The following is a 21,359-nucleotide window of genomic DNA, read 5'->3' on the forward strand; positions in this document are numbered from 1 at the left end:
AGTGCCGCTGGTTCATTGCGCCACGCTGAGGTCGCGATGGATCGCCGCCGCGGCAGCGAGCACCTGCTCGACCAGGGCGGGCCGGATGCGTAACTGGTTGTCGCACAGTCGATCCGTGGGACCGGCGACGCCCAGCGAGGCGACCACCAGACCGCCCCTGGCGCGAATCGGCGCGGCGATCCCCGCTTCGTCGGGATGGAATTCCCCGACTTCGCCAGCCCAGCCGGTCCGCCGCACCTGCGCGACCACCCGGTCGAGCTCAGCCGGATCGTCGATCGTGCGACGGGTGAAGCGTTCCAGCGCACCGGGTTTCGCCGCCACGTCATAGGCGAGCAACACCCGCCCCAGCGCGGTGGCGTGCGCGGGCACCACCTCGCCCACCGTCAGCTCCTGCTCGGTGTTGTCGGGCCGGAACACGTGGTGGATCACCGTGATTCGCCCCTCGCGCGCCACGGCGATGCGCACCGATTCCCCGGATCGGGAGGCGAGCGCGTCGGCCCGGTGGATCGCCCGCGAACGCAACTCGTTCACATCGAGCCGGTCGGTGCCGAGCTCGCCGATCGCGGGACCGAGGAGGTATTTGCCGGTGTTCTCGTCCTGGCTGACGAACCCGACTCCGAGCAAGGTCCGCAGAATGCCGTGGGCGGTCGGTTTGGCCAGGTCCAGCGCGGTCGCGATCTCGCCGACGGCCAGCGGTCCCGGCCCGCGCGCGAGCAAACGCAGCACCGCGGCGGCGCGTTCGATCGACTGGATCGGGCCAGGCATGGCCCCGAACCTACCACCGTTCAGCATTGTCGAACGGTAGGCATGGCGTGCCCCCGCTGCGGTTCCTAGCGTGGATTTCGGGCCCGGAGCCCGCACGACGGACTCAATGGTGAGGTCCGGGAAGGACGAGCAGATGAACCGGTATGTGGGCGCGATCGACCAGGGCACGACCTCGACGCGATTCATGGTCTTCGATCACGATGGCGCCGTGGTGGCCCGCCATCAGCTCGAACATTCCCAGATCATGCCGCGTCCCGGCTGGGTCGAACACAATCCGGACGAGATCTGGGAACGCACCCGCACCGTGGTCAAAACCGCGCTGTCGCTGGCCGATCTCACCGCCGACGACCTCGCCGCCATCGGCGTCACCAACCAGCGCGAGACCACCGTGGTGTGGAACCGGCGCACCGGCCGTCCCTACGGCAACGCCATCGTCTGGCAGGACACCCGCACCGACCGCATCATCGCCGACCTCGACGCCGCCGGGCACAGCGCGCTCATCCGCGAGAAGACCGGCCTGCCGCCCGCGCCCTACTTCTCCGGCGGCAAGCTGAAGTGGATCCTGGACAACATCGCGGGCGTGCGCGCCGACGCCGAGCGCGGCGACGCCCTGTTCGGCACCATGGACAGCTGGCTGATCTGGAACCTGACCGGCGGCGTGCACGTCACCGACCCCACCAATGCCTCGCGCACCATGCTGATGGACCTCGAGACCCTGGACTGGGACGACGAACTCCTCGCGATCTTCGGCATCCCGCGCGCCATGCTGCCCGCGATCGCACCGTCGTCGAACCCGGAACTGTTCGGGACGACGAAACCCGACGGCCCGTTCAAGGGCGCGGTGCCGATCGCGGGTGTGCTCGGTGATCAGCAGGCCGCGGGTGTCGGGCAGGTGTGTTTCCAGCCCGGCGAAGCCAAGAACACTTACGGCACAGGCAATTTCCTGATGCTCAACACCGGCACCGAGATCGTCCGCTCGAACCACGGCCTGATCACCACCGTCGCCTACCAGTTCGGCGACGACAAGCCCGCCTACGCGCTGGAGGGCTCGATCGCGGTCACCGGCTCGGCGGTGCAGTGGTTGCGCGACCAGATGGGCATCATCGCCGGGGCCGCGCAGATCGAAGACCTCGCGAGTCAGGTGGCCGATTCCGGCGGCGTGTACTTCGTGCCCGCGTTCTCCGGTCTGTTCGCGCCGTACTGGCGACCCGATGCGCGCGGCGCGGTCGTCGGCCTGTCGCGCTACAGCAACAACGCCCACTTGGCCAGGGCCACACTGGAATCCATCGCCTACCAGACCCGCGACGTGGTCGAGGCCATGCAGCGCGACGCCGGTGTGCGACTGGCGACGCTGCGGGTGGACGGTGGCGTCACCGTGAACCAGCTGGCCATGCAGATCCAGGCCGACCTGCTCGGCGTCCCGGTCTCCCGGCCGGTCGTCGCCGAAACCACCGCGCTCGGCGCCGCCTACGCCGCCGGACTGGCCGTCGGCTTCTGGGGCAGCACCGACGAACTGCTCGACAACTGGTCCGAGGACGTCCGCTGGTACCCGAGCTGGTCCGACGAGGAACGCGAACACGGCTACCGCCGCTGGCTCAAGGCCGTCGAGCGAACGCTCGACTGGGCCGAAATCTGAATTACCCCAATATTTTCGAGAAGGAGATCATCGTGTCTGTGCAACTGGACCCCACCTACCGTGCGAAGGCCATCGGCATGCTCGATGCCGCCGAGGTCGACGTGCTGGTCATCGGTGGCGGCGTGACCGGTGCGGGTGCCGCGCTCGACGCCGCCTCGCGCGGCCTGTCCGTAACCCTGGTCGAGGCAAGGGATTTCGCGGCCGGCACCTCGAGTCGTTCGTCGAAACTCATCCACGGTGGCCTGCGCTACCTCGAGCAGATGGACTTCGCCCTGGTACGTGAAGCACTGAAAGAGCGTGGGCTGCTGCTGAATACGCTCGCACCGCACCTGGTGCACCCGGTGCCGTTCCTGTTCCCGCTACAGCACCGAGTGTGGGAGCGCGCGTACATCGGCGCCGGCATCGCCCTCTACGACACCCTCGGTGGCGCGCGCACGGTCCCGATGCACAAGCATCTATCACGTTCGGGCGCACTGGAACTCGCGCCCGCGCTGCGTGACGACGCGATGACCGGCGCCATCCGCTACTACGACGCGCAGGTCGACGACGCCCGCCACACCATGATGATCGCCCGCACCGCCGCCGAGCGCGGTGCCACCGTCCTGACTCGTACCAAGGTGATCGGGCTGGAACGCGACGGTGAGAAGGTCGTCGGCGCGCGGGTAATCGACCTGGAAACCGGTCTGGCCCACACCATTCGAGCGCGCACGGTGATCAGTGCGACCGGCGTGTGGACCGATGACATGATCAAGATGACCGGCGTCGACTTCCCCTTCCACGTGCAGATGTCCAAGGGCGTGCACATCATGGTGCCGCGCGACCGGCTGGACATGCACACCGGCATGATCATGCGCACCGAGAAGTCGGTGCTGTTCGTGATCCCGTGGGCCGAGCACTGGATCATCGGCACCACCGACACCGAATGGTCCCTCGACAAGAACCACCCCACGGCCACCGCCGCCGACGTGCAGTACATCCTCGACCACGTCAATTCGCTGCTGCGCGAGCCTCTTACGCGCGCTGACATCGTCGGCACCTACGCCGGGCTGCGTCCGCTGATGACCGGTGCGACCAAGGAAACCGCGAAGCTGTCGCGCGAACACGCCGTCGCCGAACCCGCGCCGGGCCTGTTCGTGATCGCCGGCGGGAAGTACACCACCTACCGGGTGATGGCCGCCGATGTCGTCGACGCCGCCGCCGCACGACTGGGCGGTGAAGTCCCCGCGTCGTCGACCGCGCAGCTGCCCATCGTCGGCGCCGAGGGCTACTTCGACCTGCTCGGCGATGTCCGCGCGGTCGCGGTCGACCAGCGACTGCCCGTGGATGTGGTGCAACGTCTGCTGGGTCGCTACGGCTCGCTGAGCACCGACATCTTCGACCTGATCGACGCCGATCCCACACTGCGCCACCCGATTCCGGGTGCCAGCGACCACATCGCCGCCGAGATCGTCTACGCCGTCACCCACGAGGGCGCCCTGCACCTGGACGACATCCTCACCCGCCGCACCCGCATCTCCATCGAGGTCCCCGACCGCGGCCTGGCCGCCGCCCCGGAGATCGCCCGGCTGATCGCACCCCTGCTCGGGTGGACCGACGAGACCGCCAACGCGGAGATCAACCGCTACTACGACCGCGTGCACGCCGAACTCGCCGCCAACGAGGCAGGCGACGACGCGGCCGCCAACGAGGCGAGGCTGGTCGCCGCCCGCTGACCCGCGCCGAGCGAACGGCCGCGGCGTCACCCGTCAACGGAACGGGCGGCGCCGCGGCCCTGCGCAGTGTCGCAAGTCGCGATCAGGGCGCGCAGCGTGCGCACGATGGCTAGCGTAGGTACATGGAATCGCGAATCACCCCCCGACGAATCACAGCGCAGTCGTGAGCCGGGGCACCATCCTGATCACCGGCGCCAGCTCAGGCCTCGGCGCCGAAATGGCCCGCCAGTTCGCCACCCTGGGCTATGACCTGGCCGTGTGCGCCCGCCGAACCGAGCGCCTCGACGAGCTGCGCGCCGAAATCCTTGCCGCACACCCCGATCGCGTGGTCTCGGTGAAACAACTCGACGTCACCGATGACGCCGCGGTGTTCACCGTCTTCGACGAGTTCGCCGAAGAATTCGGCACCATCGACCGGGTGATCATCAACGCGGGCCTCGGTAAGGGCGCACCGTTGGGGACCGGCTTGTACAAGGCCAATCGCGAGACAGTAATGGTGAATTTCGTTGCCGCGCTGGCCCAGAGCGAGGCAGCGCTGAAGATCTTCCGTGCACAGGGGCGCGGTCACCTGGTGATGATCTCGTCGATCTCCGCCCTGCGCGGCATGCCGAAGACGCTCACCACCTACGCGGCCACCAAAGCCGGCGTCGCCGCACTGGCGGAAGGTGTTCGCACGGAGGCGATTCCGGGTGTGGACGTGTCGGTGATCTACCCGGGCTACATCCGCTCGGAGATGAACGATCAGGTCAAGTATCCGCCGAAGTTCATGGTGGACACCGAAACCGGCGTGCGCGCCATGGTCGCCGCGATCGAGAAGCGTCGCGCGAAAGCGTATGTGCCCGCGTGGCCGTGGGTGCCGCTGGGCTACCTGCTGCGCGCGCTGCCGACCCCGATCGTCCGAAAGTTGCTCTGACCCCGAAGAAGCCGCCGACGCAGCGGCACTGCGCGCGGTTCGCGGATCGGTGTATATGATCCTTCCGCTGTGCTCGGGGGATTTCACCGATGGAGACCCCGCGCGTCCTTAGAGGAGGGGAAGTCCGTGAAATTCCGTATTGCGCTGTCCACCACCGTCGTTGCGGCGAGTCTGCTGCTGGCCGGCTGCCAGGAAGATCTGCCCGCGGGCAAGCCCGCCGCCACGCCGACGACCACCGCGGCCTCGAAGGCGCCTGCCACGCCCAACGCGGACGGTGTGCTGAACCCGGGTGATGTGGGCAAGTTGGAAGACGGCGTCGAGGTGTCGATCCTGAAGGTCGAGACCGCACAACTCGAGCGCCAGGGCACCGTCACGGCGTTCACGTTCCAGCTCAACAACACGTCCAAGACCGCGCTGGAATATTGGTCCGCGCCCAAGATCGTGTACGGCGAGGAAGGCACCCCCGCCGAAGCGGTGATGACCAGCGACAAGACCTTCGGGTACAGCCTGGCAGGCAAGTTGCCGCCCGGTTCCAAGCAGACCATCAAGATCGCGTACGCGGTGCCGATGGACAAGCTCAACCCCGCGGTGATCACCTCCGACAACGTGATCTGGCGCGGCGACTTCGCCAAGTTCAGCAAGAGCTGAGCCCGACCAAAAACACAGCCGTGCGGCACGAAAAGTATTCGTGCCGCACGGCTTTCGCGTAGGTCTCAGTCCTGACGCGGCAGCAGGTGCTTGCCTTCGCGGTCAGTGGACAGGGCCAGCGACGAGATGTACTGGATCTCGCCTTCCGGACCGGGGACGGCCGAGGCGATCATGTCCGGGCGCTCGAACTCCATACCGGTGACGTGGCAGGGCAGCAGGTCGTCGGCGGGGTTGCCGTGTTCGTCGAACATCGGCACGTCGATGCCGTCGTCGGTGCGGCGCAGGTAGTACTTGCCCTTGGTGGCGATGGCGGTGAGCGGGGTGGCGATGAAGGCCACCAGCACCGCGACCACCGGCGAGTACGGCTTCAGCAGCTCACCGAACAGGCCGAAGAAGGTCATGATCGACAGCACCGAGGACAGCCCGAAGCCGACCAGGCCGACGGGGTTGAAGTCGTAGAGCATGCCGCGACGGAACTCCGGCACCTTCGGCGAGATCTTGAGCAGGTATTTGTTCACCGCGATGTCGGTGGCCACGGTGACGATCCAGGCGATGCCGCAGTTGGCGTAGAAGCCCAGGATGCTGTTGAGGAAGTCGAACATGTTCGCTTCCATCAGGATCAGCGCGACCACCAGGTTCACCACCAGGAACACCAGGCGACCGGGGTAGGTCTTGGTGACGCGGGTGTAGGAGTTGGTCCAGGCCAGCGAGCCGGAGTAGGCGTTGGTGACGTTGATCTTGACCTGGCTGATGACCACCAGCACCACGGCCAGGGTCATGGCCAGCCAGCCCGGCACCATGTCGCGGTAGATTTCCAGGAACTGGTGCACGGGCTGGTTCGCAATACCCTGCGCGGCAGGAAGATTCGCGATCAAGTACACCGCGAGGAACAGGCCCACGACCTGCTTGGCCGCACCGAACAGCACCCAACCCGGGCCTGCTAGGAGCATCCAGCCCCACCACTTCGCCCGGTTCTCCGGGGTGCGCGGCGGCATGAAGCGCAGGTAGTCGATCTGCTCGGCGATCTGCGCGATCAGCGACAGACACACACCGGCGGCGAGCAGCGCGCCCGAAACACTCACGCCGCCACCGTTTTCCCCGCCGTAGGCGAAGAACGTGCCCACCGAATCGGGGTGGCCAAGCAGCAGGAACCCGAACGGCGCGACCATCAGCAGCAGCCACAGGGGAGTGGTCCACACCTGCAGTTTGGCCAGGGTGTTCATCCCGAAGATGACCAGCGGGAAGATGATGACCGTGGACAGCAGATAGCCCATCCACAGCGGAATTCCCAGGCCCAATAACAGGCCCTGCGCCATGATCGAACCTTCGAGGGCGAAGAAGATGAAGGTGAACGACGCGAACACGATATTGGTGATCACCGAGCCGTAGTAACCGAATCCGCTACCGCGCGTGATCAAGTCGAGATCGATGTTGTAGCGCGCGGCGTAATAGGCGAGCGGGAAACCGGTGAGCATCACGACCACGGCGAAGATACCGATGCCGATCAGGGCGTTTCCGGTGCCGTGCGCGATGCCGATATTGGCGCCGATGGCGAAATCGGCCAGGTAGGCGATGCCGCCGAGGGCGGAGATTCCGACGACCGCGGGGCTCCATTTGCGGTAGCTCCGCGGGGCGAAACGCAGCGTGTAGTCCTCGAGTGTTTCTTTGGCGGCAGTATCTGCTCCGGCCATTTTCCCTCTCTCCGTCTTGCGCTGCCGCTCGATCCGGCGACTCACAGACGGTCGTTCATGGATGTAGACACGAATTTTCCGATCCGTTACGCCGCTGTTACGCACAGCCGATCGTGACGGGGGTCACCGCGATGAGCAGGTGGAAACAAGACTCGAGTCGACGCAGCGCGAATCACCGTGCCTGACAAGGCGTTCGACGTGCGTGAACGCGACCGGCTCACACCGCGCGCAGGTGTCCGCGGCTGGCGTAGATGTGCTCGGCGATCAACGTCGCGATCCGATCCGGCGCCTCCAACATCGGCACATGTCCCACCCCGTGCACCAGGATCCGATCCGCGGACTCGGGCAATTCGCGCAGGTAGCGGGTGGCGTACACGCTGTTGGGGATGATCCGGTCGTACTCGGCCAGTAGCATCCGCACGGGTGTATCGAGTTCGCCCAGATCATCCATGCCGGGTGCGCGCAGACTGCCCAGGATCAGCGGAATCATCACGTCGCAGTGCAGCGCGGCGGCGAGCACATTGGCCAGATCGCGTCGCGGCACCGCGCCGGTGTGTTTGGTCAACAACATCCCGGTGACCTGCTGAACCAGTGCGTTGTTGATCGCCATTCCACCCAGACGCTTGCCGATCTCGATGAACGGCAGCATCGACGCGAACTTCATCCCGATCCTGACCTGCGTGATCGAAGGCGATGCCCATCCGCCCGCGGCCGCGATCGTGGTGAGCGTGCGAGCCCGACCGCGCCGAGCGAGTTCGAGTCCGACCCAACCGCCCAGCGAATTACCCGCGATATGACAAGTGCGCCAACCCAATTCATCGAGTTGATCTTCGATCTGGTCGGCCAGCGCGTACACATCCAGCGACCAGCCCTGCACCGTCGGACCACCCCAGTGCCCGGCGAAGGCGGGCGCGTACACCTCGCAATGCGCCGACATGCGCTGCGCGACCTGTTCCCAACAGTGCGGCGACAACAGGAATCCGTGCAACAGCAGCACCGGGTCGCCGGACCCGATATGCAGCGCCGCGACCGGCGTGGGGCGGGCGGTGGACTTGGCGGTGCGTGACGTCATCGTCAATCACCCCTTCCTGGACGGCAGTGTCCGGGGGAGCATCCCTGCCTGCATTGTACGGTCGTACCGTGCCGACAATCCTCTCAACCGTGAACGTGAATGGCGTGCGTGCCGCGTCGACCAAGGGCATGCTCGCCTGGTTGGCCGCGACCGAAGCCGACATCGTCTGCCTGCAGGAGACCAGGGCGACCGACGCGCAGACCGCGGCGGCGCTGGCTCCCGCCCTGGACGCAGGCTGGGTGCTGTCGCACGCCGAGCCCGAATCCAAGGGCCGCGCCGGGGTCGGCATCCTGTCGCGGCGCGCGCCCGACGCGGTGCGCGTCGGCTTCGGCAGCGACGAGTTCGCCGAGTCGGGTCGCTATATCGAAGCCGATTTCGGGGACATCACCGCGGCCAGCGTCTACGTGCACTCCGGCGAGGCCAACACCCCCAAGCAGGACGAGAAATATCGGTTCATGGCCGAGTTCGGCGCCTACCTGAAGTCGCGTACCGGCGAGTTCGTGGTCAGTGGCGACTGGAACATCGCGCCCGCCGAGGTCGACTTGAAGAACTGGAAGGGCAACCAGAAGTCGGCGGGCTTCCTGCCCGAGGAGCGTGCCTGGATCGCCGACCTGCTCGCCGCGGGCTACGTCGACGTGGTCCGTGCCCTGCACCCCGACGTCGCGGGGCCTTACAGCTGGTGGTCCTACCGCGGCCGCGCCTTCGACAACGACTCCGGGTGGCGGATCGACTACCACCTCGCCCTGGGCGAACTGGCCGGGCGCGCCAAGCAGGCCGTCGTCGAGCGCGCCGACGCCTACGACCAACGGTGGTCCGACCACGCACCGGTTACTGTCCAGTTTCGATGAAACTCTCACGGAAGACTCTCAGCCTGCTCGGTGGACTCGTTCTGGTCCTGGCGGCCATCGGCCTCACGCTGTTCGGTGGTCGCGGTACCGACACCACCACCGCGACCAGCACGAAGCCCGTCGCCGGGATCACCACGACCGTCAGCGCGCCGAAACCTGGTCCGCCCGCGGGCAATTCGTCGGCCGCGCCCGTCACCAAAACCGCCGGGGTGCCCGATCGCGCCTACACCACCCTCGTCGAAATCGACGCGGGTCGATGGCCCGGTTCGGCCAACGCGCAGGGCACCAAGGGCGGCGAACAGTTCATGAACCGCGGAACCAAACTGCCGCCCAAGGATTCGGCGGGCAAGGCGGTGAGCTACCAGGAATGGGACGTCAATCCCAAGCAGCGCAACCGCGGTCGCGACGCCGAACGCATCGTCACCGGCAGCGACGGCTCCGCCTGGTACACCGGCGACCACTACGAAACTTTCACAAGGATGCGCTGATGACTTCGCGAATGACGCTGTCGCAGTTCCTCGCTCGTCCCCACGCGCAGGCACCGGACGCCACCACGGCACCGGTGATCGGCGCGCTGCCGGTAGACGCCAACCAGTTCAGCGGCGTGCGCTATGACGCCCCCGCCGACTACCGCGTGCGCGAACTGCGCGGCGCCAAGATGCGCACCACCGCGGAACTGTTCGACGAATTCGCCGCCGCCTTCCAGTTCCCGTACTACTTCGGCGCCAACAAGGACGCCTTCGACGAATGTCTGCGTGACCTGGACGATTTCGTCGGCGACGCCCCCGGCTACGTCGCGGTGATCCGCACCGCGCACGACCTGCTCGCGCAACAGCCCACCGAACGCGAATGGTTCGACTCCGCCATGCGTGACTGCGCTGCGTATTGGGCGCGACGCGAGGTGGCGTTCCGGGTCGTGCTGCAGGGCGACCCGGACACGTTCCACGCCGTCGCGCTGTCGGACTGAACGAATCACGCTGGCCGACAACGCAACCGCTGGTTCTGCTGCCACCGGAATTGACGGCTGCTCTCGCCTGATCAGTCCGCATACAGTCGGCAGCGCGCGGCTACCGAGGCCGCCGGTCAGGAGAGCACGATGAAGGCAGTAATGGTGGGCGCGACCATCGCGGCGGCGATCATGATGTCGGGCGCGGGAGTGGCGGCCGCGCAGGCGCCTGTCCACGGTGTGCAGCAGGTCGCCGGACCGTCCGCCGGTTCCGGGGACCTGGGCGGTCAGCTGTATTCCCTTGTCGCCCAACTCGCCGGCGGTTCGTCGCAGCCGTGCGACGGGATCCTGCTCGATACGTGCATCCCGGTCGGCACCGCGACGCCATAAGGTCCCCTATGTGCGGTTTGTCCGGCTACGGTCGAGAGCTGATGCGTCGAGGTCCGGCGGATCGGAACGGAGTTCGACGGTGCGTTTCGCGAAGGTGATCGGTCTGGCGACCGCGGCGGCGATCGGGCTGCTACCGATGGCGGTCCCCGCGTCCGCCGCGCCGACCGACAGCACCTACGCGCCCACCATGCTGGTGCTCGACGCCTCCGGTTCGATGCTGGCCGCCGACCCCGGCGGCGGCACCAAGATGGACGCGGCGAAAACCGCGGTTCGCAATTTCGTGCAGACCGCGCCCGCCGCGGCCAAGGTCGGGCTGTCGGTCTACGGCACCGGGACCGGCTCCACCGACGCGGAGAAGGCCGCCGGTTGCCGTGACGTCTCGGTGCTGGAACCGGCCGACACCATCGACAAACCCGCGCTGACCACGGCCGTGGACAACATCACGCCCAGCGGTTTCACCCCGATCGGCGCCGCCTTGCGCACCGCCGCGGGCGCCCTGCCGACCGAGGGCCCGCGCTCGATCGTGCTGGTCTCCGACGGCCTGGACACCTGCTCACCACCCGATCCGTGCGAGGTCGCGCGCGAACTGCACGCCCAGGGCACCGACATCGTCATGCACGCCATCGGTTTCGGTGTCGACGACGCCTCGCGTGCCCAGCTGACCTGCATCGCGGACACCACCGGCGGCACCTACACCGACGCCGCCGACGGCAAAACCCTCGAGCAGGTGCTGCCCCGCGTGAGCACCGCGGCGCTGCGCGAGTACGCGTCGGCGGGCACACCGGTCGAAGGTGGCGAGGGCTATCAGAATGCACCGGCGGTCGTGCCGGGGCAGTACCTCGACACCATCGGCCACAAGAAGCCGCGCTACTACGCCGTCGACATTCCCGAGGGCGCCACCGCCTACTTCAGCGGCACGATGTCGTTCCCGCGCGGCGAGGACCCCGTGCGTGCGAACAACAGCATGTACGTGCGCGTGTTCGGCGCGGAAGGCAAGGACTGCAACGCTTTCGAACACGCGAACGCCGTACGATCCACCGACGGTGTCGCGCTCACGGTCACGTCGACCTGGACCGGCGCGACCGAGGCGAAGGACGGCTCGTTCAACGCCGACAAGTGCAAGGGCGGCGGCCGGTACTACTTCACGGTGGAATGGGCCGGGGTCGCCGACAGCGCGCCACCTACCTTGCCGCTGGAACTCAATATCGCCGTCGAACCCGGCGTGACCGATACGGGCCCGGCGGCGGAACCGGCGCTCGCGCCGTTCACCGCGCCGAACAGTCCGGTCGAACCGGTGACCGGCGGCGGTTCGTTCAATGTGGCCACCGTGCTCGACGGCCCCGGTGTCTACAGCGACACCGTGCAGCGCGGCGAATTCGTGTTCTACAAGGTGAAACTCGACTGGGGTCAGGGCCTGGCCTACCGGGTGCGGTTCCTCGAGACGCCCGGTCGGGGCCTGGACAACGTGTCCGTGGCCACCACCTCGCTGTACAACCCGTACCGCCACGAGGTCGACGACGACTTCACGTCCTACACCGGCGCGGCCGACACCCTGCCGACCAACGAAGCAGCTTTGGCAACCCCCGAGATCCGCTATCGCAACCGCGAATCCTCGGAAAAAGAGGTCTCCGAGAACGCGCTGGCCGGCTGGTACTACATCGCCGTGCACATGGGCCCCGCCCGCCACGACCCCGGCAGCGTCCGCCCGGTGCCCATCGAACTGGACCTGGCCGTGACCGGAACACCGGAGCCGGGACCCACCTATCAGTCGGCGCCGGGGTCCACCGCTGGTACCCCTGCCCCGAATGCCCCGGACACCGCCACAAAACCTGCCGACGACGACAACTCCACGGTCCTGCTGGGCATCGTCGTTGCCGGGTTCGCGGCTCTCGGCATCATCGTGTTCACCCTGCTACGCATGCGTCGTCGCCGATAGTCCCGCAGGCCTTCCCAGATCGCGCATTCTGGAGGATCCTGTTGCCAGATGCACTCGATGAGGAGGCGCGGCATGGCGCAGCGTGAAGCCGGATATTTCGCGGACGATTCGATGATCCGGCGGGTCATGAGCAAGCGCACGGTCGGGCTGACCTACGGCCTGCGGGCCCTGGTGATCGGTGCGGTGCACCCGCTGCTGTTCGTGGGCACCAGCGAGCACACCGCCCACCGGGCAACGCCGTACACGCGCCTGGCGATCACCGGCGGGCTGTTCGAATCGGTGTTCCTCGGCAGCAAAGCCGAGGCCGATCGGGCACTGGCCTTCACGCGGCGCAAGCACGAACGCGTGGTCGGCACCCTGCCCGAGGACGCGGGCGCCCACCACCCCGCGGGCACCGCCTACTCCGCGCACGACCCGCACCTGATGTTCATGACCATGGCCTTCACCTTCGACTCGGCCGAAGTCATGCACGACCGCCTCGTGCGCGAGCTCACTGCCACCGAACGCGAGGACCTCTACCAGGACTATGTCCGCTGGGGGGAGCTGTTCGGTATGCCGCGCGACGCCGCGCCCGCGGACTACCGGGCCTTCCGCCGCTACTTCGACAGCTACCTGCTTTCCACCCAGTTGCACCTGACCGATGAAGCCCTGCTCGTGGGCTCCTACCTCGCCGGCCGCCGCAAGGCCTACCGTCTACGCGCGCCCGCCGAACAAGTCGGGTCGGCGCTATACCTGCTGGTCCAAGGCAGTCTCCCGGCGCGCATCCGCCAGATGTACGGCATCGACTGGGGCATCTCCGACGAACTCGCCCACCGCGCCCTGTGCCGCAGCATCCGCACCGCCCACTTCGCACCCCCGCTGACACCTCGAATCCTGGCGGGCACCCTCGCGGGCCGCAGCACCCCCTCCTACCAGCTGCTGGCCCGCCGCGAACAGCACATGGTCAAAACCGGCCACCCGAGCATGCCGGGGGTTGATCCGCGGAACTGGGTGCAGCGAAATACCGCTTGAGCGACGTGGAAAGATCGGGGTATGTCCAGTCCTGCCCCGGCCGCGCCGGCCGAACGTAAGCAGCGGGTGCTGTCGGGCATCCAGCCCACCAGCGACTCCTTCCATCTCGGCAACTACCTGGGCGCGCTGCAGTACTGGGTGACGATGCAGGACGAGTACGACGCCCTGTACTTCATCCCGGATATGCACGCGATCACCGTGAGCCAGGACCCCAAGGCGCTGCGCGCGCGCACCAAGTCCGCCGCCGCCCAGCTGCTCGCGCTGGGCATCGACCCCGCCAAGTCCACCCTGTTCGTGCAGAGCCAGGTGCCCGAGCACGCGGAACTGTCGTGGGTGCTCAGCTGCATCACCGGTTTCGGCGAGGCGAGCCGGATGACCCAGTTCAAGGACAAGTCGGTCAAGCAGGGCGCCGACAACGCCACCGTCGGCCTGTTCACCTACCCCGTGCTCATGGCCGCGGACATCCTGCTCTACCGCCCGCACCAGGTCCCGGTCGGCGAGGACCAGCGCCAGCACCTCGAGCTGACCCGAAACTTGGCCCAGCGCTTCAACACTCGCTACAAGAAGACCTTCGTGGTGCCCGAACCGCACATCGTCAAGGGCACCGCCAAGATCTTCGACCTGCAGGACCCCACCGCCAAGATGAGCAAGTCGGCCTCCACCGACGCCGGCCTGATCAACCTGCTGGACGACCCGAAGATCACCGCCAAGAAGGTACGCTCGGCCGTCACCGACACCGAGCGCGAGGTCCGCTTCGACCCCGAGAACAAGGCGGGCGTGAGCAACCTGCTGGTGATCCTGAGCTCGCTGACCGCCACCCCGATCGTGGACCTCGAGCAGAATTTCGCCGGTAAGGGTTACGGTGATCTCAAGGCCGAGGTGGCCGACGCGCTCGTCGAATTCGTCACGCCCGTACAGAAAAAGGTGCAGGAGTACCTGTCCGATCCCGCCGAACTGGACCGGATTCTGGCCACGGGCGCCGAACGGGCGCGGGAGATCGCAGGCAACACACTTGCTCAGGTGTACGACCGGGTTGGCTTCCTCGCACGCTGATCCCGTTGCGCACCTGAGGTTTTCGCTGAAGGGGCGCGTGTCATGCAGTTGATCGACAACATCTCGACCGCCGTCGAGAAGCAGATCGGGCGAAGGCCCTGGCTGGATCACCTGGTCAGGGCCGGTGGCCGATTCCAACATCAACGCGGCGACTTCTTCGCCGCGGGCATCACGTATTTCACTGTGCTGTCACTGTTTCCGCTGCTGATGGTGGCGTTCTCGGTGGCCGGTTTCATCCTGGCCGGGCATCCCGACCTGCTCACCGAACTGCAGGCCAAAGTCGTGGAGAACATCCCCGGCTCGTTCGGTGACCAGATCAACGACCTGATCGAAAAGGCCATGGACTCCCGCGGCACGGTCGGCATCATCGGCCTGCTGGTCGGGCTCTATACCGGCCTGGGCTGGATCGCGAACCTGCGCGCCGCGCTCACCGAACAGTGGGAGAGCCAGAGCCCCGAAAAGCCTTGGTGGCAGGCCAAACTCTCCGATCTCGGCGCGCTGATCGGCCTCGGCCTCGCGTCCGTGGTGTCGCTGGGTCTGTCGGCGATCGCCGCGAGCGGGCTGGGCAAAGGCGTGCTCGACTGGCTCGGTGTCGACCACCTGCCCGGCGCGTCGCTGGTGCTGCGACTGGTGTCGATCGCGCTCGGATTGTTGGCGTCGTGGGCGGTGTTCGCGTGGATGATCGCGCGCTTGCCACGGGAACCGGTATCGCTGCGCAGCGCGGCGCGGGCGGCGGTGTTGGCGGCGATCGCCTTCGAGATCTTCAAGATCATCGCCGCGATCTACTTGAAGATCGTGCTGTCGAGCCCGGCGGGCGCGACCTTCGGTTCGATCATCGGTCTGATGGTGTTCACGTATACGAGTTACCGAATCCTGCTGTTCGCCACCGCATGGGCGGCGACCTCACGCGACAACGAGGAAGCCGCCACGGTCGCGCCCCCGAACGCGGTGGTGATCCGGCCGCGCATCGTCGAACATGGGGTGTCGACCGGTGCCGGTGCCGCCTACTTCGGCGCGGGGGCTGTTGCTGCGCTCGCCCTGATACTGGTGGGCAAGCGGCGATAGCGCCGAAACCCGTAGTTGGACAGTCGATCACCAGGCTCTGGTGGATTTTTCTACTCGGCCGATGTTTGCGTCAGAGCCTGGTGATCGTTCGTCCAGATTCGTAAATTGGGCGTAGATCGGTGTCAGCGCCTGCGGAAGGCCCTGCGCGCCCACAGCAGCAGGCCCACGACCACCACGGGGCCACCGATCAGCGTGGCGATCCGGGCGCCTTCATGGACGGGACGGTCGCTGTCCGCTTTCGAACCGTCGGCTCGCGGGGGCGGTGAGGCCAGGGGGACGCTGGGTTCCACTGCGTCGCTGCCGGTTTCGGGGAGCTTGCCGATTCGGGCATTGCTGTCGAGAGCGAAACCGTAGTCCAGCAGGCGCGCGGCCTGCTCCCACGGGCGGATCGGGCGCACGTCGGCCTTGAGCAGGGTCACGACCAGGCGGTGACCGTCGCGTTCGGCGGCGGCTACGAAAGTCTGGCGGGCGTCGTCGGTGAAACCGGTTTTGCCGCCGATCGCGCCCGCGTAGTTGTAGAGCAGCTGGTTGTCGTTGGCGATCGGGAAGCCCGGATGATCCTTGTCGCCAGGGATTTTCGGGTCGGCGGGGAAGCCGGGAAAATCGACCTGCTCGGTGTGGATCAACTCCGCGAACAGCGGGATGCTCATCGCCTCGCGGAACAGCACCGACAGGTCGTAGGCCGAGGTGCTCATGCCGGGGCCGTCGAGGCCCGACGGGGTGGCGGCGCGAGTGTCCATGGCGCGCAACGTCTTCGCGACGTCGTTCATCTTCGCCACCGCGCGCTCGTCGCCCCCGAGTTGGGTGGCGATGGCGTGCGCGGCATCATTGCCCGAGCACATGATCAGCGCCTGCATGAGCTGACGGTTGGTGTAGCGGCCGCCGGGACCGATGCCGACCCTGGTGCCGTCGACATCGGCGTCGGCCTGGGTTCCGGTGACGACTTCGTCCAGGTCCAGACTGCGCAACGCGACGATGGCCAGCGCGACCTTGATGGTGCTGGCCGGGCGGTAGCGGCCGTGCGGATCCTTGGCGGCCAGCACGCGGCCGGTGTCCAGGTCGGAGACCATCCACGAGGTGGCCGAGATGTCGGCGGGTAGCGGGGGTGCGCCGTCGGGCAGCACCACGCCGCAGTCGCCCATCCGTTGGCCGCCGATGGCGGGGGAGGGGACGGGCAGTGGGCTGGGCGTCGGCTCGCCCGGTGCGGGGACCTCGGAGGTGTCGACCGGGGGAGGCGGTTGGGTCCTCTGCGCGCAGTCGTCGGTGCTCGGGGTGGTGAACGGGGGTGTGGTCGTGCCGGTCGGTGGCGTGGTGTTGCCCGGTGTGGGCGGTGCGCCCGGCGCCGGTGTGCTGGTCGGCGGCCTGTCGGTGGCGGGCTGGGCGACAGCGGGAGCACCCGCGAGCGCGGCGACGGTGACAGCAGCGCCCAGACAACATGCGGCGCGCACGCCGACTTCACGAATCCTCATCGCCACGCAGCTTAGCCAGCCGACACGCCCGGGCGCTTCCCGAGTCACACCCCACCGCGGGCGACGAGTTCGATCTTCGGGAAGCGGCAACCGGCAACCAGCAGCGCCGCCGTTCGATGCGCCGAAACGCACCGAACGGCAAGGGTTTTCTACTTCCCGTGCTGCACGGGGCAGCCGTGCGCCAGCGGGCCCAGCAGCTTGTTGTTGTCGTAGAAGTGCTCGAGCTCGAGGATGCGCAGATCCTCGCTCACGCGCGCGATGGTCACACCGAACATCTCGATGTGCTCACCGGTGGGCGCGTGGCCCTTGTACTCGCCCTCGAACTTGCCCCAGTGCCGCCACCGGATGCTCACCGTCGGCGGGCCCGACAGCACCTCGAGGACCTCCCAGAAGAACCCGCCGGGGAAGGCGGTGTGGAAGATGTTGTGCGAGGAGTCGAAGGTCTCGTTCTCGGCGTCGTAGTACGGGTTGTCGCCGATCAGGATGTTGTAGGAGCCGATGCGAGCGAACTCCTCGGCGTCCTGCCACACCCCGCCGTTGACGCGGCCGCGGTACTGGTCGGCCACCACCGACAGCCAGGTGGCGGGGTCGGCCTTGTGCGAGACCTCCATTTCGAAGACCTTCACCAGGTCCTCGACGATGGCCTCGAGCGAACCGGGCGCGTGCTCGATGGTGCGCTCGCGCGGGATCACCTCGTGGCTGAGCTCGTAGTCGGGAACGTTGCCGCGCCATTCTTCCGGCGCCGCCGCCGCGATCACGGCTTCCCGGCCCTGCAGCCACAGTGGGGCTTCCGGCTCCGGGGTCTGCTCGGTCTGCGTATCCGTGGTGTCAACAGTCATTTTCGGTCTACCCGACCCTTTCAAAGCTTTGAAGAACGGGGTCGAAAGTAGCAGTCTCGCGCCGGGTCGCGCGTGTCAGGTCTCAACAAGTGAGAAATGCGAAAAGCTGAACTGTGTTCTGTGACAAGGTTTTCGGATTCGGCTATCAGACGGCTCGCAGTGGATATCCAAGTCTGGCCGGGGTCTGGTCGTCCATGGTCGCGAAGAATTCGCCCAGCACGTCCACCAGTTGATCCACCGAATCCGCGCAGAACAGAACCGGCTGGTAGTGCGTGATGTCGTAGGCGATCGTGCCCATCGCGGCGACATCGAGCGGATGTAGCCGTGCGTGCCGGAACTCGTCGATCTCGCCGTACGACGACAGCAATCCCGCTCCGTAGCAACGGATTTCGCCGTCCTCGCGAACCACGCCGAACTCGAGTGAGAACCAGAAGACATCGGCGAGAAATTTCAGCGCGCTGTCGGTCTCCAATCGGGCCACCGCGGCGCCCACCGTCTCGTACAGCGCCGCGAAACGCGGGCTCGCGATCTGGTTCGCGTGGCCGATGATCTCGTGGATCGCGTCGGGTTCGGGGGTGTACAGCGGGGCGCTGTGGTGGCGGATGTACTGGGTGGAGTGGAAGGTGCGATCGGCGAACGAACCGAAGAACTCGCGCAGGGGGACAAGACCCGCGGCCGGCACGTAGCGGAAGCCCGTCAGTGGGGTGAGCAGGCGCGAGACCTCGTCGAGTTGGGGGATGTGATCGTGCGGCAGCGCCAGGTCGCGCGCCGCCTCGCGCACTTCGCGGCAGGCGTAACGCTCGTGCTTGCGGGCCAGTTCGGCCGAGGCGATCCGCCACACCTGCTGCTCGTCGTCGGAGTAGTCGATGTGCGGGGCCGCGGCGCCGGGGGCGTAGTCCAGTGCCAGCGCGGCGATGGCGTTGCGGCGGGCCCGGTAGGCCTGGTCGTGCACGCCGGGATGGTCGTCGCTCAGGTGCACGGTCACGTCGCCGTCACGCTCGCGCGTCACCGGCGAATACAGCTGGGCCTCGGTGAACATGACTCAAGGCAAGCACCGCCCGAGCGCGGCGACAACAACGACGCGCACAACTGCGCAAACTGCACAGTTGCGGGGTTCGTCGGCAGCGGATTCCGGCGGTGAACTGTGTTTTCCGTGCGCCGACTGTCCGGGCGCCGACAGGCTCGCGGCGGATGCTGTGCGACTTGCGAACGGTCGGATTCGGTAACGACGCGGTGAATTAGCCACGCGTGTGGATGTTGATCACGCAAGATTGCGTTCGTACCGGAGGAGGATGTGTGCGCACCCTGCGAATAGATCTCGATCAGCGTCTGCTGGCCGCTGCCGCCGACATCATGGGCACCGGCGACAGCAACGCCACCGTCAACGAGGCGCTACGCCGCATCGTGGTGCACGAACGTCAACTACGGAACTTGGAACGGTTGATGGCGGATTCGGTGTTCAGCACCGATGCCCCGGCCGATTCCGCGGTCGGCTTGGAGCCTGGTTCGCCGGGCTAGATCCAGGTTCGGGTTACGTCACCCAGTGCGGTGGCCGAGGGGTAACTCGAACTTGTCGGTACCCCCTGCGACTATCGGAGTCAGTCACCGATCCGCAGGGGGAATCAATGTCGGTACCGATCGCGAGTTTGCCTGTCGCCCAACGTCCACGCGAGCGATTGCTCATGCTCGGCCCCCACGCGCTCAGCGACGGAGAGTTGCTCGCGCTGCTGCTGGGCCAGGGCACCCGAGGCCAATCCGCGCTGGAAGTCGCGGCCCAATTGATCGGCGACTACGGCGGATTGGCCGAACTGGCCGCCGCGCGCCCCGAAGAACTGGCCGCCCGCGCGGGCATCGGCCCCGCCAAAGCCGCCACCGTCGTAGCCGCCTTCCACCTGGGCACCCGCTCCCGTACCCCCAGCGACTCGGTACCGCAACTCACCACCCCCGAAGACATCGCCGCCGCAGCCATCCCGCTGTTCGCAGGCGCCCGCGTAGAACGCCTACTCGTCCTGATCTGCGACACCCAAAACCGCCTACGCCACCGATCTTTCGTCGCCGAAGGCGCCATCGACCACGTCGCCGTACCCGTCCGGGAAATCCTCAACACCATCCTGCGCCACGACGGCAAAGCCTTCGCCATCGTCCACAACCACCCCTCCGGCGACCCCACCCCCAGCCCTGACGACCGCCGAGCCAGCAGTCTGCTGCACCAAGCCGCCAGCACAGTAGGCCTGCGCTACCTCGACCACATCGTCGTAGCAGGCGAAACCTGGTCCACCGCCCCACCTTTCACCTAGTTCTGCGACCGGATCTGCTCGGTGGCTTCCTGGAACGCCGGTGTCGCGCGGGCGAAATAGTCGAACAGGAGCTCGCGTTGCTCGGGCGTGTAGTGGTCGAGGATCTCCGCGATCTTGCTGCGCGCCGGTGCCACCAGCGCGCCGATGCCGGCGAGAGCTTCCGCGACCGGCTCGACCACGACCTTGCGACGGTCGTCCGGGTCGTCGACTCGGCGGACGTAGCCCACCTGCTCCAGACGGTCGATCAAACGGGTGGTCGCCCCGGTGGTCAGGCCGATCCGCGCTGACAACTGTCCCGAGGTCAGCGCGCCCGCCGACGCGAGTTGGCTCAGCGCGTACCACTCGGTGGGCTGCAACCCCGCCGCCGTCGCACCGGCCATGCTGTGCAACCCCACCGCGTCGAGGTAGGCGCGAAAGGTCGACTCTTCGGTCCGCTGCACATCACTTGCCACGTTGCTCGACGCCCCTTACCCTGATAGTTGCACACATGCAGAGACTGCGCACGTGCAGAGAAGTATCAACGACACCCTCGGGAGAAATTATGACGGCCACACACCGCGACGACCGGCAGGCGGTCATCGATGTGATCGCCACCCTCGTAGACGCCTGGCGGCGCAACGACGCCGACGCCTACGGAGCGGCATTCACCGAAGACGCCACCTACGTCACCTTCGTGGGCACCTACTACCGCGGCCGAACCGACATCGTCGACAGTCACCGCACCCTGTTCGCCAAATACCTGAAACACACCCAACTGGCCGACGAGATCCTCGACATCCGCTTCCTCGGCCCCGACACCGCCGTGGTCACCGGCCGCGGCGACTCCTACAAAGGCACCCGCCCCACCAAGCTCACCAAGGTCCAGACCTACACGCTGGTCCGCGAGACCACGGGGGATTGGCGAGTCGCCGCCTTCCAGAACACCAAACGCAAGCCCTTGATGGAAGCGATCTCGTTCAAAACCGCTCCCGGCCTGATCCCGGCGGCGCAGAGGTGAGCGAGAAATCGTCGTGACCGGAATGCGGAGCAGCCGCGATACGGCGCTGTTGTAGAGCAGGTCGTCGCCGA

General features: G+C 67.0%; 22 protein-coding genes. 15 read left to right on the forward strand and 7 right to left on the reverse strand.

Going from position 1 to position 21,359, the window contains the following annotated elements:
- Positions 1–12 precede the first annotated feature (12 nt).
- Positions 13–765, reverse strand: a complete 753-nt coding sequence (locus ACFWVD_RS26070; protein ID WP_379247111.1) for an IclR family transcriptional regulator — start codon at positions 763–765, stop codon at positions 13–15.
- Positions 766–898: 133 nt separating this feature from the next.
- Between ACFWVD_RS26070 and glpK the strand changes: the two genes are divergently transcribed.
- The 4 genes from glpK to ACFWVD_RS26090 all read left to right on the forward strand — a co-directional run bounded on the left by glpK (position 899) and on the right by ACFWVD_RS26090 (position 5,674).
- Entirely contained in the window at positions 899–2,401 is a 1,503-nt protein-coding gene (gene glpK / locus ACFWVD_RS26075) for a glycerol kinase GlpK (RefSeq protein ID WP_379247113.1), read from the forward strand.
- A 77-nt stretch (positions 2,402–2,478) separates the two neighbouring features.
- The gene (gene glpD / locus ACFWVD_RS26080; RefSeq protein WP_379247205.1) at positions 2,479–4,113 is read left to right on the forward strand and encodes a glycerol-3-phosphate dehydrogenase; all 1,635 of its coding nucleotides are present in this window, start codon (positions 2,479–2,481) and stop codon (positions 4,111–4,113) included.
- Between the two features lie 163 nt (positions 4,114–4,276).
- Positions 4,277–5,026 (forward strand): SDR family oxidoreductase, encoded by a 750-nt coding sequence (locus ACFWVD_RS26085; protein ID WP_379247115.1) that lies wholly within the window; start codon positions 4,277–4,279, stop codon positions 5,024–5,026.
- Between the two features lie 126 nt (positions 5,027–5,152).
- On the forward strand, positions 5,153–5,674 hold the full coding sequence (locus ACFWVD_RS26090; protein WP_379247117.1) for a hypothetical protein: 522 nt from the start codon (positions 5,153–5,155) through the stop codon (positions 5,672–5,674).
- A 65-nt stretch (positions 5,675–5,739) separates the two neighbouring features.
- On the opposite strand, the gene ACFWVD_RS26095 is transcribed toward ACFWVD_RS26090, so the two are convergent.
- Both ACFWVD_RS26095 and ACFWVD_RS26100 read right to left on the reverse strand, forming a co-directional pair.
- Positions 5,740–7,365: a purine-cytosine permease family protein gene (locus tag ACFWVD_RS26095; RefSeq protein WP_379247118.1), complete on the reverse strand. Its 1,626-nt coding sequence runs from the start codon at positions 7,363–7,365 to the stop codon at positions 5,740–5,742.
- A gap of 217 nt (positions 7,366–7,582) precedes the next feature.
- The gene (locus ACFWVD_RS26100; protein WP_379247120.1) at positions 7,583–8,437 is read right to left on the reverse strand and encodes an alpha/beta fold hydrolase; all 855 of its coding nucleotides are present in this window, start codon (positions 8,435–8,437) and stop codon (positions 7,583–7,585) included.
- 68 nt (positions 8,438–8,505) lie between these two features.
- On the opposite strand from ACFWVD_RS26100, the gene ACFWVD_RS26105 reads away from it, so the two are divergent.
- From ACFWVD_RS26105 to yhjD, 8 genes are all read left to right on the forward strand, one after another.
- On the forward strand, positions 8,506–9,285 hold the full coding sequence (locus ACFWVD_RS26105) for an exodeoxyribonuclease III (protein ID WP_379247122.1): 780 nt from the start codon (positions 8,506–8,508) through the stop codon (positions 9,283–9,285).
- The gene (locus ACFWVD_RS26110) at positions 9,282–9,773 is read left to right on the forward strand and encodes a ribonuclease domain-containing protein (RefSeq protein ID WP_379247124.1); all 492 of its coding nucleotides are present in this window, start codon (positions 9,282–9,284) and stop codon (positions 9,771–9,773) included. Before ACFWVD_RS26105 ends, ACFWVD_RS26110 begins: the two co-directional genes overlap by 4 nt.
- Positions 9,773–10,252 (forward strand): barstar family protein, encoded by a 480-nt coding sequence (locus ACFWVD_RS26115; RefSeq protein ID WP_379247126.1) that lies wholly within the window; start codon positions 9,773–9,775, stop codon positions 10,250–10,252. The genes ACFWVD_RS26110 and ACFWVD_RS26115 overlap by 1 nt, the downstream gene beginning before the upstream one ends.
- 129 nt (positions 10,253–10,381) lie before the next feature.
- Positions 10,382–10,621: a hypothetical protein gene (locus tag ACFWVD_RS26120; protein ID WP_379247128.1), complete on the forward strand. Its 240-nt coding sequence runs from the start codon at positions 10,382–10,384 to the stop codon at positions 10,619–10,621.
- A gap of 79 nt (positions 10,622–10,700) precedes the next feature.
- A complete protein-coding gene (locus ACFWVD_RS26125) occupies positions 10,701–12,557 on the forward strand; it encodes a VWA domain-containing protein (RefSeq protein WP_379247130.1) in 1,857 nt (618 codons plus the stop codon).
- Between the two features lie 72 nt (positions 12,558–12,629).
- Positions 12,630–13,568: an oxygenase MpaB family protein gene (locus ACFWVD_RS26130; RefSeq protein WP_379247132.1), complete on the forward strand. Its 939-nt coding sequence runs from the start codon at positions 12,630–12,632 to the stop codon at positions 13,566–13,568.
- A gap of 21 nt (positions 13,569–13,589) precedes the next feature.
- Positions 13,590–14,621, forward strand: coding sequence for a tryptophan--tRNA ligase (gene trpS, locus ACFWVD_RS26135; protein WP_379247134.1), 1,032 nt, complete (start codon positions 13,590–13,592; stop codon positions 14,619–14,621).
- Positions 14,622–14,663: 42 nt separating this feature from the next.
- Complete coding sequence (yhjD, locus tag ACFWVD_RS26140; protein ID WP_379247136.1) at positions 14,664–15,686, forward strand: inner membrane protein YhjD; 1,023 nt, start codon at positions 14,664–14,666, stop codon at positions 15,684–15,686.
- Positions 15,687–15,808: 122 nt separating this feature from the next.
- Here the strand turns inward: yhjD and ACFWVD_RS26145 are convergent, their stop codons facing one another.
- The 3 genes from ACFWVD_RS26145 to ACFWVD_RS26155 form a co-directional block, all read right to left on the reverse strand.
- The gene (locus ACFWVD_RS26145; RefSeq protein ID WP_379247138.1) at positions 15,809–17,155 is read right to left on the reverse strand and encodes a D-alanyl-D-alanine carboxypeptidase family protein; all 1,347 of its coding nucleotides are present in this window, start codon (positions 17,153–17,155) and stop codon (positions 15,809–15,811) included.
- Between the two features lie 149 nt (positions 17,156–17,304).
- The gene (locus ACFWVD_RS26150) at positions 17,305–17,994 is read right to left on the reverse strand and encodes a SnoaL-like polyketide cyclase (RefSeq protein WP_379247140.1); all 690 of its coding nucleotides are present in this window, start codon (positions 17,992–17,994) and stop codon (positions 17,305–17,307) included.
- Positions 17,995–18,139: 145 nt separating this feature from the next.
- Positions 18,140–19,033: a phenylalanine 4-monooxygenase gene (locus tag ACFWVD_RS26155; protein WP_379247142.1), complete on the reverse strand. Its 894-nt coding sequence runs from the start codon at positions 19,031–19,033 to the stop codon at positions 18,140–18,142.
- Between the two features lie 257 nt (positions 19,034–19,290).
- Here ACFWVD_RS26155 and ACFWVD_RS26160 point away from each other — a divergent pair, with 257 nt between their 5' ends.
- Together ACFWVD_RS26160 and ACFWVD_RS26165 are read left to right on the forward strand one after the other, a co-directional pair.
- Positions 19,291–19,512 carry a type II toxin-antitoxin system VapB family antitoxin gene (locus ACFWVD_RS26160; RefSeq protein WP_379247144.1) on the forward strand — a complete coding sequence of 74 codons (222 nt, stop codon included), beginning with the start codon at positions 19,291–19,293 and terminating at the stop codon, positions 19,510–19,512.
- A gap of 107 nt (positions 19,513–19,619) precedes the next feature.
- On the forward strand, positions 19,620–20,291 hold the full coding sequence (locus tag ACFWVD_RS26165) for a RadC family protein (protein ID WP_379247146.1): 672 nt from the start codon (positions 19,620–19,622) through the stop codon (positions 20,289–20,291).
- On the opposite strand, the gene ACFWVD_RS26170 is transcribed toward ACFWVD_RS26165, so the two are convergent.
- Positions 20,288–20,743 (reverse strand): MarR family winged helix-turn-helix transcriptional regulator, encoded by a 456-nt coding sequence (locus ACFWVD_RS26170; protein WP_379247148.1) that lies wholly within the window; start codon positions 20,741–20,743, stop codon positions 20,288–20,290. The genes ACFWVD_RS26165 and ACFWVD_RS26170 overlap by 4 nt on opposite strands.
- Positions 20,744–20,832: 89 nt before the next feature.
- On the opposite strand from ACFWVD_RS26170, the gene ACFWVD_RS26175 reads away from it, so the two are divergent.
- Positions 20,833–21,288 (forward strand): SgcJ/EcaC family oxidoreductase, encoded by a 456-nt coding sequence (locus ACFWVD_RS26175; protein WP_379247150.1) that lies wholly within the window; start codon positions 20,833–20,835, stop codon positions 21,286–21,288.
- The last annotated feature ends 71 nt before the right edge of the window (positions 21,289–21,359 follow it).

Origin of the sequence: Nocardia sp. NPDC058666 (assembly GCF_042714895.1) — a bacterium.
In the GTDB taxonomy this organism is placed as follows: domain Bacteria; phylum Actinomycetota; class Actinomycetes; order Mycobacteriales; family Mycobacteriaceae; genus Nocardia.